The following is a 17,460-nucleotide window of genomic DNA, read 5'->3' on the forward strand; positions in this document are numbered from 1 at the left end:
GAAACGCGTGAGTGCGAGCGGGCTAAACTGTTTCGTCGGCCGACGGGTGGCGGTACCGCGAGAGGTCGCCGTCCCAGTCGATGTCGCGGTCCTTGAGCGCCGGCAGCAGTTGCGGAATATCGAACTCGCCGACGATCCCGTGGACGTTCAGCCGGTGATCGACCGGAATCTCCGCCGTTGTAGCCTGCTCGTGGAACGAGGGGAACGGTTCGACGGCCGATACCGTCCGGATCGACGGTTCGACGACCGCCGTGAGCAATGCCTGGATCCCCCACGGACCGCGACCCTCGATCGCGAGTTCCGTGTTACCCTCGTCGAGTCGAGAGCGGAGGTACTCGGTCGCACGGAGGATGTCGAACGTCTGCAGCGCGAGCAGTGACGTGCCGAGCATCAGCGCGTCGGAGGCGAGCTTGTACACGGTGCCATGGTAGTCGTAGTAGTCGCCGCCGTTCTGCAGCCGCGTGTTGACGTCGCGTGCGCAAACGCCCCCGACGCCGCGAGGGTCGGTGACGACGACGGTCCCGTGTTTGCGCGCGAGCGCCGCGACCTCCTCGCGGCGTTCCTCAATCTCGTCGGTCCCCTCCTCGAGCAGCAGGACGAGCGGCTCCTCGGTCCCGCCGTCGTCGACGGTCGCGATGATCGCCGTGACGATGACCTCCCGCTCGCTCGGGAAAAACACCTTCTCCCACGTTACGTCGCCGTTGCACTCGGTCTCGATCGTCCGCGGGTACAGATCGGGTCGGTCGCGTTCAAGGTCGAACCGGTCGATGAGGCGTTCGCGGAGCTGGCAGGTGTAGTCGTCCGTGTCATCGACCGCCGGAGCCGTCGCCGCCTCCGGCGCGGTCTCTGCGAGGTACTCCCGGTTGAGATCAATGACAGTTCGGCCGTCGGGGTATGCATCCCTGACCTCGCCGGCCTCGGTGCACCGAAGTCGCTCCCGATCCTCGGTCGAGGGATCGTCTGTCTCGAACGTCGGCGGCTCCCCGGCCAAGTGCCGTCGGAACCAGTTGACCGTCGCCTCGCGCAACTCCGGGCCGAACCCATGGGTCGAGTCGGCGACCGTCAACTCGAGCGCGTCGCCCGCCTCGTAGAGGTTGTACACACTCGAGGCGCGCTCGTAGGACTGGTGGGTGCCCTCAATGCAGAGGAAATCGGACTGTGAGGCCCCGATCAGCGCGGGCTTCGGTGCGAACGCCAGCAGGAAGTCGTCGTAGCGGGGGCCGCGCTCGATCGCGCGGTGGATGATCTGCTCGCCGTCCTGGCCTTGTCCGGTCCGCATGTAGGCCTCCTTCGAGGTGATAAAACAGCACGCCGCGGCGGCGGCAATCCGGTCATCGGCCAGCATGAGGTAGCTGGTCTGCATCCCGCCGCCGGAGTTGCCGGTCACGCCGAGGCGGTCGGCGTCGACCTCAGGGCGGGACTCGAGGTAGTCAAGCGCGCGGATCCCGTCCCAGACGAAGTAGCGCGCGACGTTCGCGCCGGCGAACATACACTGACGGGCGAGGTAGGTGTGCTCGAGCGTGTTCACCCGCGGGTAGTCCCGCGAGTCATCGGCGATTGGAATCGCCTCCGCCTCGGAGTCGTAGAACTGGTGGCGCTCGCCTTGGCCGATCGGATCCATCGCGAGGACGACGAAGCCGTTGCGCGCGAGTTCGATACACCCCTGCTGGTAGCCGTCGGCGGTCTTCGCGGTGGCGGCGTGGCCGCAGACGAACAGGACCGCAGGACGAGGGTCGTCGGCAGAAGCGCTCTCGGGGACGTAGACGTTCGTCGTCACGTGAAAGCCGGGGAGACTCTCGAAGATCACCGTCTCAACCGCGTACCCGTCGTACTCGAGTCGACCGGTCCGCGTTGCGTTCAGGTCCGTCCGCTCCTTGGGCAGGCCTCCGATCGCCTCGAGGAAGTCCTCGCGGACACGCTCGCGGTGTTCCTCGGCCGCCGCGACCGAGTCGATTGCCTCCCGGTGCTCGTCGCCGCGCTCGAATTGTGGTTCGGCCAGCCGCCGGAGGTACCGCGGCAGCTGGTTCTCTACGTCGTAGTAGCCGTCGACGTTCTCGTCGAACTGTCTCATTGAACGGTCCGATACTAGCAGTAGGACGGATTATAAGTTCGGGTCCTCAGGGGCGGTCGATCACGCCGCGCCCCTCCCGGTCGGCGACCCCGACGAGCCACTCGAGACAGTCTCGGTACGCTGCCGCCGTCTCCGGATAGACCACCTCATCCGCTTCCGAAAGCGACCCGAGCGTCTCGAGAGTGTCTTCGTAGTCGTCGCGGGCCTCGAGCGGGGTCCGATCCCCGAGTGAGCGGTGCGCGTGGGCCGGCGGCGAGGGGTCGTTCTCCCCTTCCGTCGGGAGGATCGTCCCGCCGAGTTCACGGTAGATATCGAAGCCAGCGGGGACGAACGGGCCGAGCGCGTGTCGCGTCAGCGCTGTCGCAAACGATCGACGGTCCGCGATCGCGTCGGGGTTCCAGAGTCGGTCGGCAAAGACGGGAATCGCCGACGGAAGCGCACGTTCGAAGTACTCGCGGGTCTCCTCGGCGGCGGGCTCCCACGCCAGGAGTTCGCCGCCAATCACCTGTTCCGCTCGTTCGTCCGGAATGGACGGGCGACTCCGCGGTTCCCAGCCGAGCAGATACTCTTCCGAGATCCAGCCGTTGACGTAGGCTGCGTAGACGTACGAGTTGACGACCTCGAACTCCTCCTCGAGGAACCGCTCGAGGCTGCACCCCTCGACGGGGCCGCGTCCCTTCCCGGAGACGCGCCAGAACTGCACCAGCGCGTCCCGCGGCACGTCCGGCGCTTCGGCGATATCGATCTGGTCGTTCCAGCACATCAGCCGGCGGTCGTTCGCCTCGAGCGTCTCGTGGAGCCGGCGGACGAACTCGTAGAAGTGCTCGGCGACCGTCTCCGACCCCTCGCGGATCATCCGTTCTCGGCACCGCGAGCACTCGTTCCACGAGCAGTTCATCGCCCACTCGTCGCCACCGACGTGGACCGTCTCGAAGGGGAACAGCTCGATCACTTCCCCGAGCAGCGTCTCCACGAACTCGTCCGTCCGCGTCGTTCCGAGACACAACGTCCCGTCGCTGGGCTCGCCGTCCTCGACGGTGCACTGAAGTTCGGGGTACGTTTCGAGGACGTGACTGGCGTGGCCGGGAACGTCGACCTCGGGGAGAATCTCGATCCCGCGGCGGCCGGCGTACTCGATCAGGTTCTCGATCTCTTCGGAGGAGTACGCCGGTCGATTCTCGCCATCGGGGCCACGGCTCAGTTCGGGAAACGCCTCGGACTCGAGGGCGTACGATTCGTGATCGAGCAGGTGGAGGTGAAGTCGATTCAGCTTCGCCCGGGCGGCCTGGTCGATCCGCCGTTTGACGCGTTCGAGCGGGAGAATACCCCGCGCCGGATCGAGCATGAATCCTCGCCACCGGGTCGCGGGCCAGTCTCGGATCTCGCCGGCCGGAAACAGCCAGTCGCCGTCACCCCGTTCGAGACCCCCGACGATGGTCTGACAGCCGTGTCGCAGGCCGTCGGCCGTCGACGATCGAACGATGATCCCGTTCCCGTCGGCCTCGAGGACGTACCCTTCCGAGTCGTCGACCAGACTCGAGGAAGCGTCGTCGATCGTCAGCCGAACGTCCGGGCCCTCGTTCGACCTGACAACCCGTTCGTTCGTCTCGCGCTCGAGGAGGTCCGACAGCAGCGCGACGACCGCACCCGCACCGTTGTCCGTTTCAACCGCGAACGGGGCCTCGAGACGGACCGCCTCGCCGGTCAGGTCCGCTCGACGCGGTCGGGGGACGACGTCGAGTTCGCGTGAAGGCATGTGATGGGTAGCAATGAAGACGGATGCCTTAATGGTTGTCTACTGGCCGGTTCTCGTGTACGTGCTCGGGCGACGGTTCGTTCTCGCCTTCGAGCCGTTCGAGTGCGCGCGTCGCGGCGTCGCGAACCGCCGGCTCGGGGTCGTCCGCCACGAGCACCTCAAGGTCGTCGACCGCATCCCCGTAGCCGGTTAGCCCGAGCGTCAGCGCCGCGTTCGCCCGAACCGGTGCGTGGTCGTCCGCGAGGAGCTCGTGAACGCGCGGGAGCAGCCCCTCGACAGACGAGGGATCGACCTGCGTGACGTAGGTGAGGAGGCCGATTCCGACCCCACGGATTCCGGGATCGCGCCGCTTGAGGAGGGCGTCGATGTCGTCGACGACTGACCCGAGGGCTGCGCCGACAAGCTCTGGGTACTCACCGCCGACGGCGTTGAGCGCGTCCGCCGCGCGCCACGGAACGGGGTGGTCCGTGTCCGAAGCGAGGCGATCGACCAGTGCCGGGACGAACGGGGCCACCTTGTCGGAGTGGCCCTCGGCGAGCGACTCGAGCACCTCGCACGTTCCCGACCGGATCAGGTGGTGGTCGTCCTCGAGCAAAGCTACGACCTGATCGACGTGACCGACGATCGTCTCCGGCCGCTCGGCCGCAATCCGCGTGAGTCCGGCCATCGCCTGAACGCGAGTTGCCAACCTCCGGTCGCGTTCCGGGCCGACGCTCGACGACGCTCCCGGCGATGCGTCGGCCGGTGATTCCGCCGAAACGACTCTAGCATGACAGACGTCGAGGAGGAGTTCGACCGCCCCCGTCACCGATTCGGGGCGCTCGAGCCCGATCGTGGCCAGCGCACGGACCGCGGCGTCGCGACCCGGCTCAGCGGGATCGCTTCCGATCGCCTCGAGCGGCGGGACGAGCGCTTCGAACGACTCGGTATCCGCCCCTTGTATCGCCGCCCCCGCCGAGAGTGCCGCCCTGCGGCGGACGTGCGGATCGCCGTCCTCGAGCAGCCGCTCGAACGCGGTGACGGCGGCTTCGGACGCCTCAGGCCGGACGTCGAGCGTGGCCTCGAGACACTTCATCGCAAGTCGGCGCGTCTCCGGGTTGCCGAGCACGAGCAGTTCGACGACGTGCGCGAGCGAGATCTGCGCGGGGTCGGCCGTTGCCGCGTCCAGGAGTTCCCTCGCGCGGTCGGTCGCGTCTTCGCCGGGCGAGATCATGGTACGTCGTATCGAGTTCCGTGCCATCTTATAGCTGCCGTCGCCGAGCCCCGTGGTCGTCCGCTCGGCGACGGAGCGTTGAAGTGAGGAGGTCCGGTACCTATTTGTTGATACGTTCACAACCATTCTGGCACCGTGTCAGACTACGACATAGCTTTCATTGGAACAGGGCCGGAGCCGGACAACCCGGTGTGGGGCGAAAGTGCGGCGATGGCGTACCACCACGCGAGCGCGTACGACGGGGACGAGCGCTGCTCGCTCGTCGCCTGCGCCGACATCGTCGAGGAGAACGCGCTCGCATTCGCCGAGCGCAACGACATCGATCCGGCGAACGTCTACACCGACTACGAGCGGATGCTTCGGGAGGTCGAACCCGACATCGTCAGCGTCTGTACGCCGGTGCCGACCCACGCCGACATCGTGATCGACTGCGCGAACGCGGACGGGCCGCGAGCGATCCACTGCGAGAAGCCGATGGCCGACACCATGGCGGACAGCAAGCGCATGGTGGCGGTTTGCGACGAACGGGACGTCCAGCTGACGTTCAACCACCAGCGGCGGGTCGCAACCCCGAGCCGGCGCGCAGCGGAGCTGGTCGCGGCTGGCGACCTCGGCGAAGTCACCCGCGTCGAACTCGCGACGAAGAACCTCTTTGACGCCGGTACCCACCTCATCGATCTCTGTAATTCCATTCTCGACGATCGTTCCGCGGCGTGGGTGATGGGCCAGATCGATTACCGTGAGGAGAACGTCCGTTACGGTGTCCACAACGAGAACCAAGCATTCGTGCGTTGGCAGTACGAGGACGGAACCGACGCCGTCATCGCGACCGGCGACGAGAACCCGTTCATCGACTGCGACGTTCGCGTCGTGGGGACCGAGGGCGTCCTCGAACTCAATCCCGACGGCAACGCCCAGATTCGGGTGCGGACGGCCGACGCCGCGGCGTGGGACGAAATCGACACGGGCGAGCCGCTGGCGGACATTCCGGCCGCAGTCGGCGACATTATTCGTGGCCTCGAGACGGACGCAGAGCCCCAGTTGGGCGCGCAGCGGGCGTTCGCGACGATGGAGATTATTTTCGGCTGCTACGAGTCGGTGCGCCGGCGCGAGCGCGTGGCGTTCCCCCTCTCGATCGACGATAACCCGCTCGTCTCGATGGTCGAGTCGGGCGAACTCTCTCCCCGTCCGGCCCACGAGGAGGTCGCGCCGGACACCGACTCCTGACCGAGCGGCGCGGGACGCGAAGCTACCTGCGAGAGCGGCGTCCGTTCTTCCGACGCTCCGTGACGGTCGTTCAGTAGTACGGTTCGTAGTCGGCGAGGAACGACTCGCTGGCGACCTCGGCCGTCTCGAGCGCGCCGGTGTCGGGTGTCACCGGATCACCAGTCTCGAGGGCGGTCTGCACGCCGACGAGGAGCGTCCCCGCGTCGGTGACGCGGTTTCGGTCGTCGCGTTCACCGCGGACCGCCGCGAGGAACTCATCCAAGAACGGTTCGTACATCTGCTCGAGTTCGGCGGTCGAACTGCCAATCTGGACGGTTTGCGTGCGTTCGCCGACCGTGAGGAAGCCGAACGTGCCGTCGCCCTCCGGTCCGTCGAACCGGAGCGTCGCCGCGGAGCCGTCCGCGAAGTCGATCGTCGCGACCCGACCCGGGCCGTGGTTCGGCGTCACCTGCGTCCAGTCGGTCCCCGCAAGCAGTCGAACGCTGTCGACGAGGTGAACGCCGTAGTAGAACGTATCTCCGTAGCCGACGGAGAACGCTGTGTCCGGCATCGTCTCGGCGAGCGACGAAACCGACGGGTGAAACGGGAGTGCCGAGCCGCCGAACAGCGGCGCGCCGCCGCGGACCGCCGCCCGCTCGATCGCGATCACGTCAGCGACTGATCCCGCCACCGGTTTGTCGACCATCGTCGGGATACCCGCTTCGAGAAACGGCACGGCGAGGTGACGGTGCCCGTTCCAGTCGACCGTGAGGACCATCGCCGCATCGACGTCGCCGATCATTGCGTGCGGATCGTCGTACCTGGTCGCACCGTAGCGCTCGCAGAACTCGCGCGTGTACTCGCTCTCGCGGACGTCACCGCCGTCCCAGACGGCCGTAACCGACGCGTTGGACCGGCTCTCGAGAATGTTTGCGAATGTTTCCGAGTGACTGGTGTCTAGTCCGAGTACCCCTAGCTCGATCATTGTAGATACGTCTACTTTCTTGATATATAATTCTGATTACTGCTGAAACGGGTCTCGCCCTCGAACTCGGTGACAGAATGCGCGGGTCGACCGAACCAACGAGTTCGCCGGTGCGGCCGCGTCGTCGCGAACCGTCGTTGCGGCTCGCGACCGGGTAGCCTTGCGACCGGACCGGTTGAACGGCCGGTGACGTTCTAGACGTGCTCCGTCGGCCAGATGTAGAACTGGAGCGGCAGTGTCGCCTCGAGGAACGGGTCCTGTTGTCGGAGCGTGCGCTTCCGATCGTGGAAGCCGAACAGCAAGCCCGTCATCGAAATTCGATCGAGCGAGAGATCGGGATCGTCGGCGACGCGCTCGACCGTCACGCGTCCCGGACCGTACGAGAGCTGAACAGCTGCCTCCTCTTCTTCGAGCGCCAGCGAGATTTCACCGGTCTCGGTCCGACCCCCGTCGCGCCAGCGCCGCTCGAACTGTCCCTCGAAGGCCTCGAGGAGTGCGGACAGATCCCGGATGTTCAACTTCCGGTGCGGTCGCTGTTGCCAGAACCGGCTATGGCGGTGAAACACGTCGTCGAGCGGGTGGCGCGGGTGGACACAGGCCGTCAGGTCGTTCAGGTCGTACATCGCGAGCACGTGGCCGAGCAGCGCCTCGAGGCCGTGTTCGGAGCCGCCGAATTCCTTTATCGTGCGGCTACGACTCTCCCGCGTGAGGCTGAGGTACGCCGGGCCGCTGTCGCCCTCGTACAGGAGCGTCTCGAGCCCGCGTTGGCCGAACGTAGTCCGGCTTCGCTCCCGGTCGCGCCGAACGCGGTACGGTTCCTGGCCGTGGATCCCGCGGAGCACCTCAAGGTGTGCGTCCGATCCGTCGTGAGTTACGACGGCGTCGACCGCGGGTTCGGGCGTCGTCGCGAACGAGCGTTTCGAGATCGTGTACCGGAGTTCCGCGCCGGCATTCTCGTACCCGAAATGGTTGTAGCGCTGGCGGTTCCCGCTGAGTTCCGACAGCGGGACGCCGGCGTCGTCCATCCGATCGAGCCAGAACTCGAGCAGCTGACTCATATACCCGTTTCCGCGGTACCGTTTGTCGGTCGCGACGCCGCCGATCCCCCAGCATTCGACGGTTCCCTCGCCGACGACGAGCGTCTGTGGTATCGCGGCAATGTGACTCACGATCTCCCCGTCCTTCTTGATGATAGCGTGGCGCTCGCTGCGTTCCGAGTCGTAGCAGAACGGGAGTCGGGCGGTCATCCCGTAGCGCTCGTAGGCGAAGTGTCGATCGAGCAGTGCCGTCATTTCGTGGAAGTCGTCCGTGGTCGCGAGCCGCGGACTCTCGGTGTCCGTCATGCAATACCGAGCCAGAGGAAGTCCTGTCACAAAAGCTTTGTCAGCGGTGTGATCTGCAGCGGCCAACTGCGGAATGCAACTCCGGTCGTCGAAGGGCGGAGTGCCGAGTTGCTCGGGGAAACTTATTTTATCGATACTGGCCGTTATCGGTGCATGCGGATACTGTACATCGACTGTGACTCGTTGCGGCCGGATCACCTTGGCTGCTACGGCTACCACCGCGAGACGTCGCCCAACATCGACGACCTGTCGGCAGAAGGGCGAACGTTCACCACTGTCTATACTTCTGACGCGCCCTGTCTCCCCTCGCGGACGGCGTTCTACACGGGCCGATTCGGGATCCACACCGGCGTGATCAACCACGGCGGCCGCAACGCGGATCCTCGACGCCACGGCTCGAGTCGGCGCGCGAACTACCCGGGCCGGTTCAGGACGCTCGCGTCGGCACTGAACAACGCGGGAATTCACACGACGATGATCAGTCCGTTTCCGGACCGCCACGACGGCTGGCAGGTGGTTGAAGGATTTCGGGAGCTGTACGACACCGGGGGCAACGGTGGCGAGCGCGCCGACGAGGTGTACCCCTACGCCCGCGACTGGCTCGAGGCGCACGCGACGGAAGACGACTGGTACTGCCACGTCAACTTCTGGGATCCACACACGCCCTATCGCACCCCGGCGGAGTACGGAAACCCGTTCGCCGACGAGCCCGCACCAGAGTGGTTGACCGAGGACCTGATCGAGCAGCACTACCAGGAGTCGGGTCCCCACAGTGCGCAGGATCTCAAAGGGTGGGTCAGGTCGTGGGACCGCCCACGGATGCCGCCGGAGATTTCCTCTCGCGAGGAGTTCAAGACGATGATCGACGGCTACGATGTCGGCGTCCGCTACATGGATCACTACATCGGGAAACTGATCGATCTCCTCCGCGAGCGGGACGTTCTCGAGGAAACGCTCGTCGTGATCAGCGGCGACCACGGCGAGAATCTCGGCGAACTCAACGTCTACGGAGACCATCAACTGGCCGACAATATGACGTGTCGGGTCCCCCTTATTGTTCGCGGTCCCGAAGTCGAGCCAGGAACCGACAACGATCTGCGCTACCAGCTCGATCTTGCACCCACGCTCGTCGATCTCGTCGGCGGCGACGTGCCCGAGGGTTGGGACGGCCGCTCGTTCGTCGACGCAGTTACCAACGGCTCCGCGGACGGGCGCGACGAACTGATCGTCAGTCAGGGGGCGTGGACGTGCCAGCGGGGCGTTCGCTGGGACGACTGGCTGTTGCTCCGTACCTACCACGACGCCTATCGGAGCCGCCTCGAGGACGTCATGCTGTTCGACCTCGCCGCCGACCCACACGAGACGACCGATCTCTCCACGGCGAAGCCGAACGTCGTCGATGACGGGCTGGCCAGGCTGCAGCGCTGGCACGACGACCGACTGCTCGAGGCGGCCCGCGGCGAGCGCGGCGGCAATCCGGACGCCCCGAACGGCGTCACCGACCCGATGTGGCAGGTACTCCGCGAGAAGGGACCCTACTACACCTGGGACCGGGTAGACGACTACGCCAGCCACCTCGAAGAAACGGGTCGCGAGGAACACGCGGCGGAAATTCGCGACCGACTCGAGTAACGGAGAAACTCAGCCGAGCAACCGGTTCAGCTCCGCGAGTTCGTGCTCGGCGACCTCGCGTTCGTCCTCGAGCTCGTCCCGCGGAACGTGGCACTCACCGGTGACGTAGCCATCGTACCCTGCCTCCGCAAGTGCGTCGAACAGCGGGCCGTGGTCGACGGCGCCCTCACCGAGCAGCCGCGGCTGAAACGTCTCGAGTCCGTCGTCAGTCTCGAGTTCGAACGCGCCCGGCCGGTCCGGATCGTCGATCCGCTGCTCGTCCTTGACGTGGACGTGGACGAGGTTGTCTCCGAGTTCGCGTACCGACGCCAGTCCGAAGTCGTCGAGCGTGATGTACATGTTTCCGGCGTCGTGAATCGCGCCAACGTTCTTGCGGTCGATCTCCGCTAAGAGTCGTTGCGTCGAGTCGACCGTCTCGGCGATTGTGTGCGCGTGGATTTCAATGCCGATCGTCACGTCGTACTCGGCGGCGCGGTCGGCGGCGCGAGCGAGCCACGACGCGGCGTGCTCGTAGTCGTCGTCGGTCGCCTCCCGGACCGGCGGTCCGCCGGGACCGTGCCTGACGATTCCGCAGTCGAGCACGTCCGCGAACTCGAGGAACCGTTCGAACGTCTCAAGTTCCGCCTCACACTCTTCCCGGGTCTTGCCGACGTAGTGACCAGTGTACGTTGCCAGACACGGGACTTCGAGGCCGAGGTCGTCGAGATGATCGCGGAATGCGGTTACCTCTTCAAGCGAACGGTCTGCGTCGAGATGGGGGTCTCGGCACATCGGCTCGAACCCGTCGTAACCGATCTCCGCTACGAGTTCGGCCGCCTCCTCGAGCGAGCGGTCGCGGAGCACCTTGCTAAACAGGGCTGTCCGTATCGCCATTGCGACTACGATCGCACCGCTGAACCTTAAAGTCTGGTGTACGATCAGTCTCGCTGTAGCGAGGGGTTCCGCTTCGCACGGTCGTTATTTCGACCCACGAGAAAACAGCCGACAGCGGTGCTGTTGCCGAAGGCACCGCGTCAGAGATACTGCACGAGTTCAGAGACGACTTCGTAGAGATAGTTGCCGACGATTCCGACGATGGCGAGGTAGCCGACGACGCCCAGAACGGTGGCGAAGCGGCCGTTCGAGTGCGGTCCCATGACATCGTCGCTGCTGGCGAGCGCGAGGATAAGGAAGCCGAGGATCGGAAACGCGACCACGGCGGCTGCCTGGGCAATACGGAGCAGTTCGACCGGATCGCCCTCGAAGACCAGGACGACGACGAGTCCGAACACCACGGCAACCGTCGACCAGATCTTGACCGGACGACCGTCCATCGAGGGATCGAGGCCGAGCCCGTCGACCAGCAGTGTCGCCCCGATGAGCGCGTTGACGACGAGCGACGAGAGGCTTGCGAAGAAGAACCCGAATGTGAACAGGTAGAACGCACCCGATCCGGCGACGGGCTCGAGCTGGGTGGCCATATCCGTCGCCGAGAAGGCCGGTTCGCCCGTCCCGGAGATGACGCTCGCGCTGGTCAGGAGGATGACCGTGACGATGAGTCCCAGCACGGCGATCCCGAGGATGCTGTCCATCCCTTTCTCTGACAGCTGGTCGACGCCCCAGTCCTTCTCGCGCACCAGGTAGCTCTGGTAGGTCGCCGCGGCAATGGAGAAGGTCGTCGCGGCCATCCCGAGCGCGAGGAGCGCGGCGTCCACATCGGGGATGGTCGGTACGATACCGGTCGCGCCGGCCCGGATGTCGAAGCCGACGGTTGCGAGCGTCCCAACGAATGCGAGCAGCATGACGCCGACGACGGCCTTCACCAGCAGTTCGACCTTGTCGTACAGGTCGGGCAACCAAAGGAAGCCGATCGCGGCGAGTGAGAAGATTGCGGCCCACAGGCGAATGTCGTAGCCAACGAGTGCGTTCGTCGCGAACCCGATTCCGGCGTTGTTCCCGGCCTGGAACGCGAGGATCGCGAGGAAGCCGAAGAACCCGCCGGCCGTCGCGACTGCCGACCCGTATCGTCTCCTTGCGACTTGCAGGATCGTCTCGCCGGTGACCAGCCCGATCCGCGCGGCCATCCACGTGTACGTGATCATGAAGACCGTCGTCACGATCGGCACCCAGAGCAGCTGGTAGCCGTACGTACTTCCAGCGATTGTGCTGAGCGCGATGCTCCCCGGACCGACGACGACTGCTGCGAGAACGAGCGCCGGTCCGAGCGCCCGCAGTTGATTCCACACCGTCCCGCCCGTTATGGCACCCGAGATGCGTGTCGCCATATATATCGGTACGTGATGACGTACCATAAATAACTACCGGCGAGACAGTCCATCATGAGTGGATCACACGCGCCGCAAGCTACATTAGGAACTAGTTCGTCAAGCTAGACCAGCGAATGCCTGTAAACAGCCATGTGTTCGGGGAGAGACCAGGGTCCCTCCGCCGCACCGACGACAGAATCCTTCTCACCGCGACCAACGGAACCGAGAACGAGGTGACGCGAGCGTGAAGTTCGGCGTTTTTTTGAATCAGTACTACACGCCCGGCGACGAGTTCGAGGCCGCCGGTCTGTACGAGCAAGCTGAACTGATCGAGGACGTCGGCTTCGACGGCGTCTCGCTCGGCGAGCGACACGTCCACGACGAGGGCGTCGTCGAGCCGATCACGGCGCTCTCGGGAATCGCGGCGCGAACCGAGACGCTCGATCTCTCGACGATGGCTATGCTGCCGATGCTGTACAACCCGCTACACCTCGCCGAGTACATCGCGATGATCGACCGACTCTCAGGCGGACGCATGCACTTTGGCGCCGCGATCGGTTACCGCGAGCGCGAGATCGAACCGTTCGGGATCGACATGGAGGAACGATCGAAAGCGATGATCGAATCGCTGCATGTGCTCAAGCGGCTGTGGAGCGAAGAGAGCGTTACCCACGACGGTGATCAGTGGTCGTTCGAGGATGTGTTCGTCAGTCCTCGCCCGGAAAGGGAGCTGCCGGTCTGGATCGGCGGCCATGCAGACATCGCGATCAAACGGGCGGCCTACCGCGGCGACGCCTGGATTGCAAGTGCCTCCTCGACGACGGCCGACCTCGAGGAGCAGATCGATGTCTACGAATCCTCACTCGAGGAGTTCGATATGGATCGCGAGGACAACGAAGTCATCCTTATGCGCGACTGCTTCGTCGCCGACTCCGTCGAGGAGGCAAAAGATACCATCGAGCCCTACCTCCTGAAGCTCTACCAGATGTACGCCCGCTGGGGCCAGACATATATGGACGAACACGAGGTCGAGGTCGACTACGATGACCTCGAAGAGAAGTTCGCTATCGGCTCGCCCGCGGACTGTATCGAGCAACTTCGCGAGTACGAGGAGCTCGGCGTCGACCAGGTGTACGTCCGCTGTCAGTTCCCCGGGCAGCCCCATGACACAACACTCGAGACGCTCGAGCGCTTCGGCGACGAAGTCATCCCTGCGTTCGAGTGACCATGGCCGGATCAGACACTGAGACTGGCAACAGCACTATTGGCGACGGGACGGAGGCTCCAACCGTCGGCTACGTCGGTCTCGACCACCACCACGCCGAGCCGTACCTGCGGACCCTCGAGACGCTGCCGGCGACGGTGACCTGCGCCTGTGAGCCGAACGATGCGTTCGATGTCGACTCCGTGGCGAGCCTCGGCGACGTACCAGTCTACGGCGACCTCGAAACGATGCTCGCCGACGCCGCCGTCGACGCGGTGTTCCTGACGCTCTCGAACCGAGACACGCCGGCGGCCGTCGAACAGGCCCTCGAGCGCGGCGTCGACATCTACACGGAGAAGCCGGCGGGCCGAACCGCCGCTGAACTCGAGCCGCTGCTCGACCTCGAGGCCCGGACCGGCGCGACGGTCTGCGTCTCCTACCCGTGGCAGAGCCATCCGATCGCCGCGCAGCTGAAGTCCCGCCTGGACGACGGCTTCTTCGGCGACCTCCGCGGATTTGAGGCACGGTTCGTCGCCTCGCAGCTCGCGTACCGAAACACCGACCACTTCGTCTTCGACACGGACGCGAGCCGCGGCGGCATCCTCCAGTGGCTTGGCATCCACTGGATCCAGTTACTCACCTGGCTCCTCGAGGCACCGATCGCCCGGGTGAATGCTAGTATGACCGCGGGGTTCGACGGAGTCGACGTCGAAGACGGCGCGACGCTCCAGCTTGAGACCGAAACCGGAACGCTCGGGACCGTCCACTGCGGCTACTACCTGCGTGATGGAATCTACGACACCCAGCTCAATCTCTACGGCAGCGGCGGCCGAAGCAACTGGAATCCGATGGGTCGGACCTTCGGCTTCGACGGCGAGACCGAACTCGAACTCGAGTCGGCGGACGACGACTGGAGCGCAACGCCACACCGGACGATCACGCACGAGTACGAGCCGGGAGCCGGATACGGCGGTACGTGGGGCCGAGAGTTCGTCCGGGAATTCTTTGCGGCCTGCGAAGCCGATGCGGAACCGCCCGTCACCCTCGAGGACGCCCTGACCGTCCTCCGGGTTCTCGATGCAGCGTACGAATCGGCCGAGACGGATCGGTGGGTGACAGTCGAGAAGTAGTTCGACGACTCGTTCTCAGCGCGCGACGACGTGATTCTCGAGCGTCCCGACGCCTTCGAACTCGACCTCGACGACATCGCCCTCGCCGAGCGGACCGGGCCCGAACGGTGTGCCGCTCGCGATGACATCCCCGGGCTCAAGGGTGATGAGTTCGCTCACCTCGGTGATGAGATTCGGAACGGAGAAGATCATCATGTCGCGGGTCGTTTCCTGTTTCACCTCGCCGTTGAGCCGGAGTTCGAGGCGGGCGTCATCGGGCACCTCGTCGGGCGTAGCGAGCACCGGGCCTATCGGGAGCGAGGCGTCGAACGCCTTGCCGCGGACCCAGTTGCGTTCCTCGGCCTGGTCGTCGCGGTTCGAGATATCGTTGACGCAGGTGAACCCGCGGACGAACTCCATCGCCTCGTCCTCGTCGACCGCACGACACTGCTCGTCGATCACGATGCCGAACTCTGCCTCGAACTCGACCTCGTCCCGTCCTGGCGGCAGTTCGATCGCGTCTCCGTGGCCGACGACACAGTTCGGCGTCTTCAGGAACAGTTCGGGCCGGTCCGGTAGGTCTTCGAAGCCGGACTCCTCGCGGTGGTCCACGTAGCCGCCGGCTTGGCAGACGATCTTGGTCGGCTCGCTGGGCGGGAGGATCGTCACCTCGGCGGGGTCATACCGTTGGTTGCCGGCGTCGATACCGCTGTCGGTCCACGTTCCGGTCCGGACGAGGCCGGACGGATCGCTGAATCGGACTGTGTGCATCCTCGTCCGAGCATTGATCTACCGGAGTAATGATCTTTCGGTTGCAGCAACGAATCGGTCGCGGCGGTCGGTTTCGATCAGCAGTTGCAGGATCGACAGGAATTGTCCCTGGTTGACGGGCACTACTCGTACTTCTTGTCTTCATCCCAGTAGAACGATGCGCCCGATCCGCTGGCGACGGCGTCGTACGTGAACGTCTCTGGCAGATCACCCTCGTCACCGTAAACGAATGGACCGCAGCGTCGACATCGCGCCGGAAGTTCTCCGTCATCACCATGTCGTTGTACGAACCGTTCAGCAGTGCAACCTGCAGCGTTCCCATGATCGGAACTAATGTCCTCGGGAGGAACAAAACCTTTCGTCGTCACCTACTGATACTCGGACGGCCGAACCGCTTCCCCCCGGTCGCTCGAGTCGTAGATCGCCCGCAGTACCCGCTGAACTGTCAGCGCGTCATCGACGGTGCCCGCAAGGGCGGTCCGCTCTCCAGCGAGAGTCGCGAGGAACGCGCGGTCCTCCGCAAGATGCATGTCGTCTCCGTCGACCGAGAGCGTCTCGTCGGGACCGGCCGGCCGACCGTCGGATTCGTCGGCCCCGACTGGGGTATCGAACACTTCGAGAGTCGGCTCCGTGACGTCGAACTCGACACCCACGTCGCTCCCCCGGACGATGCACCGTTTCGAGGACGACCGCGTCGCTCGCCACGAGACGCGGATCGAGATCGTCCGGTCGTCGCCACACCGTACCAGCGCGTGCACCGAGTCCTCCACGTCGTAGTCCCCGAACTCGCTGCGGGTGACGCCGGTCACCTCTCGAACGGTCGGATACTCGAGCAGATACAGTGCCAGATCGAGCGCGTGGACGCCGAGGTCCATCGCGACGCCGCCGCCGGCCAGGTCGGGATCCGTGAACCAACTCCGCCCCTCGCCGGGCAGCGCGTTCCGCCGAAGGTAGGTCGCGTCGACATGACTGACCGAACCGAGTCGACCCTCGTCGCGCAGCGCCGCGACCCGCCGCGTCGCGTTTGAAAAGCGCATCGTGAACCCGACCACACAGGACGCCTCTGCGTCGGCGGCCGCGGCCGCGATCCGCTCCGCGCTCTCTACGGAGTGGGCCAGCGGTTTCTCAAGGAGGACGGCGCACTCGTGTTCGAGGGCGTCGATCGCGACCTGCTCATGAACGCGATTCGGCACGCAGACGAACACGGCGTCGATATCGGCGTCGGCGAGCATCGTCTCGTGATCCGCGTACGTCGGGACGTCGTACTCGCCGGCGAACAACTCCCGGGCGTCGGCGCTGACGTCCGTGCCGGCGGCAAGCGCGGCGTCCAGTCGGAGGATCCGCTCGGCGTGAATGCGACCGATCGTCCCGAGTCCGACGATCGCGACGCGCGGTGGCGACTTGGTAGGCATCGAGATGACTAACGACCGGACCGGACAAAAACTGATCGGCAAGCGTCACAGTTCGACCGGGAAGGCTATCTTCGGCGAGAGTTCTCAGTACTCGACCTCGACCGGTCGTCCGGCCGACGCAGATTCGTAGGCTGCCTCGACGACGGCGACTGCCGCCAGCGCGTCCTGAGGGGAGACGGCGGGATCGCTCCCCTCGGCGACGCTGTCGACGAAATCCCCGAGCATCTCGGCGTTCGGATCGGTTCCGTAGAAGACCGTTCTAATGCCCTCATCAGCGCCCGACGCCGCCGTGTGCCGAAGCAACTGGTCGAAGCAGTCCACGGCGATCGTTCCCTCGCGGCCGACGAACTCGACCGTCGCGTCGCCCCACGTGTGCCATGCCTCCGGCCGGCTCCAGGAACCGTCGAGTAGGAACGTCGTCCCGTCGGTCAGCCGCATCGAGAGCACGTTGACATCCTCGACCTTGATATCGTGGAAGCGGGTCCCCGTCTCCGCATACACCTCCGCGACCC

At 65.3% G+C, this 17,460-nt stretch carries 14 protein-coding genes; 4 read left to right on the top strand and 10 right to left on the bottom strand.

From position 1 onward, the window contains the following. Positions 1 to 22: 22 nt before the first annotated feature. From C484_RS09860 to C484_RS09870, 3 genes are read right to left on the bottom strand one after another with little or no spacing between them, the layout of a single operon-like run. Positions 23 to 2,071: an alpha/beta hydrolase family protein gene (locus C484_RS09860; protein ID WP_006825789.1), complete on the bottom strand. Its 2,049-nt coding sequence runs from the start codon at positions 2,069 to 2,071 to the stop codon at positions 23 to 25. Between the two features lie 46 nt (positions 2,072 to 2,117). Then, the gene (locus C484_RS09865) at positions 2,118 to 3,827 is read right to left on the bottom strand and encodes a family 20 glycosylhydrolase (protein ID WP_006825790.1); all 1,710 of its coding nucleotides are present in this window, start codon (positions 3,825 to 3,827) and stop codon (positions 2,118 to 2,120) included. A gap of 28 nt (positions 3,828 to 3,855) precedes the next feature. Then, complete coding sequence (locus C484_RS09870) at positions 3,856 to 5,040, bottom strand: HEAT repeat domain-containing protein (RefSeq protein ID WP_006825791.1); 1,185 nt, start codon at positions 5,038 to 5,040, stop codon at positions 3,856 to 3,858. Between the two features lie 135 nt (positions 5,041 to 5,175). Here C484_RS09870 and C484_RS09875 point away from each other — a divergent pair, with 135 nt between their 5' ends. Next, the gene (locus C484_RS09875; RefSeq protein ID WP_239640962.1) at positions 5,176 to 6,267 is read left to right on the top strand and encodes a Gfo/Idh/MocA family protein; all 1,092 of its coding nucleotides are present in this window, start codon (positions 5,176 to 5,178) and stop codon (positions 6,265 to 6,267) included. 70 nt (positions 6,268 to 6,337) lie between these two features. Here C484_RS09875 and C484_RS09880 read toward each other — a convergent pair whose 3' ends face one another. After that, positions 6,338 to 7,231: a Gfo/Idh/MocA family protein gene (locus C484_RS09880; RefSeq protein ID WP_006825793.1), complete on the bottom strand. Its 894-nt coding sequence runs from the start codon at positions 7,229 to 7,231 to the stop codon at positions 6,338 to 6,340. Positions 7,232 to 7,425: 194 nt separating this feature from the next. Further along, positions 7,426 to 8,574 carry a GNAT family N-acetyltransferase gene (locus tag C484_RS09885; protein ID WP_006825794.1) on the bottom strand — a complete coding sequence of 383 codons (1,149 nt, stop codon included), beginning with the start codon at positions 8,572 to 8,574 and terminating at the stop codon, positions 7,426 to 7,428. A 153-nt stretch (positions 8,575 to 8,727) separates the two neighbouring features. On the opposite strand from C484_RS09885, the gene C484_RS09890 reads away from it, so the two are divergent. After that, positions 8,728 to 10,206 carry a sulfatase family protein gene (locus C484_RS09890; protein WP_006825795.1) on the top strand — a complete coding sequence of 493 codons (1,479 nt, stop codon included), beginning with the start codon at positions 8,728 to 8,730 and terminating at the stop codon, positions 10,204 to 10,206. Positions 10,207 to 10,215: 9 nt separating this feature from the next. On the opposite strand, the gene C484_RS09895 is transcribed toward C484_RS09890, so the two are convergent. After that, on the bottom strand, positions 10,216 to 11,079 hold the full coding sequence (locus C484_RS09895) for a sugar phosphate isomerase/epimerase family protein (RefSeq protein ID WP_006825796.1): 864 nt from the start codon (positions 11,077 to 11,079) through the stop codon (positions 10,216 to 10,218). 140 nt (positions 11,080 to 11,219) lie between these two features. Then, complete coding sequence (locus C484_RS09900) at positions 11,220 to 12,470, bottom strand: Nramp family divalent metal transporter (RefSeq protein WP_006825797.1); 1,251 nt, start codon at positions 12,468 to 12,470, stop codon at positions 11,220 to 11,222. A 226-nt stretch (positions 12,471 to 12,696) separates the two neighbouring features. Here C484_RS09900 and C484_RS09905 point away from each other — a divergent pair, with 226 nt between their 5' ends. After that, positions 12,697 to 13,677, top strand: a complete 981-nt coding sequence (locus tag C484_RS09905; protein ID WP_006825798.1) for an LLM class flavin-dependent oxidoreductase — start codon at positions 12,697 to 12,699, stop codon at positions 13,675 to 13,677. A 2-nt stretch (positions 13,678 to 13,679) separates the two neighbouring features. Further along, positions 13,680 to 14,786: a Gfo/Idh/MocA family protein gene (locus tag C484_RS09910; RefSeq protein ID WP_006825799.1), complete on the top strand. Its 1,107-nt coding sequence runs from the start codon at positions 13,680 to 13,682 to the stop codon at positions 14,784 to 14,786. A gap of 15 nt (positions 14,787 to 14,801) precedes the next feature. Here C484_RS09910 and C484_RS09915 read toward each other — a convergent pair whose 3' ends face one another. The 3 genes from C484_RS09915 to C484_RS09930 form a co-directional block, all read right to left on the bottom strand. Beyond that, positions 14,802 to 15,536: a fumarylacetoacetate hydrolase family protein gene (locus C484_RS09915; protein ID WP_006825800.1), complete on the bottom strand. Its 735-nt coding sequence runs from the start codon at positions 15,534 to 15,536 to the stop codon at positions 14,802 to 14,804. A gap of 368 nt (positions 15,537 to 15,904) precedes the next feature. Next, positions 15,905 to 16,948, bottom strand: coding sequence for a Gfo/Idh/MocA family protein (locus tag C484_RS09925; RefSeq protein WP_006825802.1), 1,044 nt, complete (start codon positions 16,946 to 16,948; stop codon positions 15,905 to 15,907). A gap of 84 nt (positions 16,949 to 17,032) precedes the next feature. Continuing rightward, a partial coding sequence (locus C484_RS09930; protein WP_006825803.1) for a Gfo/Idh/MocA family oxidoreductase occupies positions 17,033 to 17,460 on the bottom strand: 428 nt, incomplete at its 5' end.

Origin of the sequence: Natrialba taiwanensis DSM 12281, from assembly GCF_000337595.1 — an archaeon.
Lineage (GTDB): Archaea > Halobacteriota > Halobacteria > Halobacteriales > Natrialbaceae > Natrialba > Natrialba taiwanensis.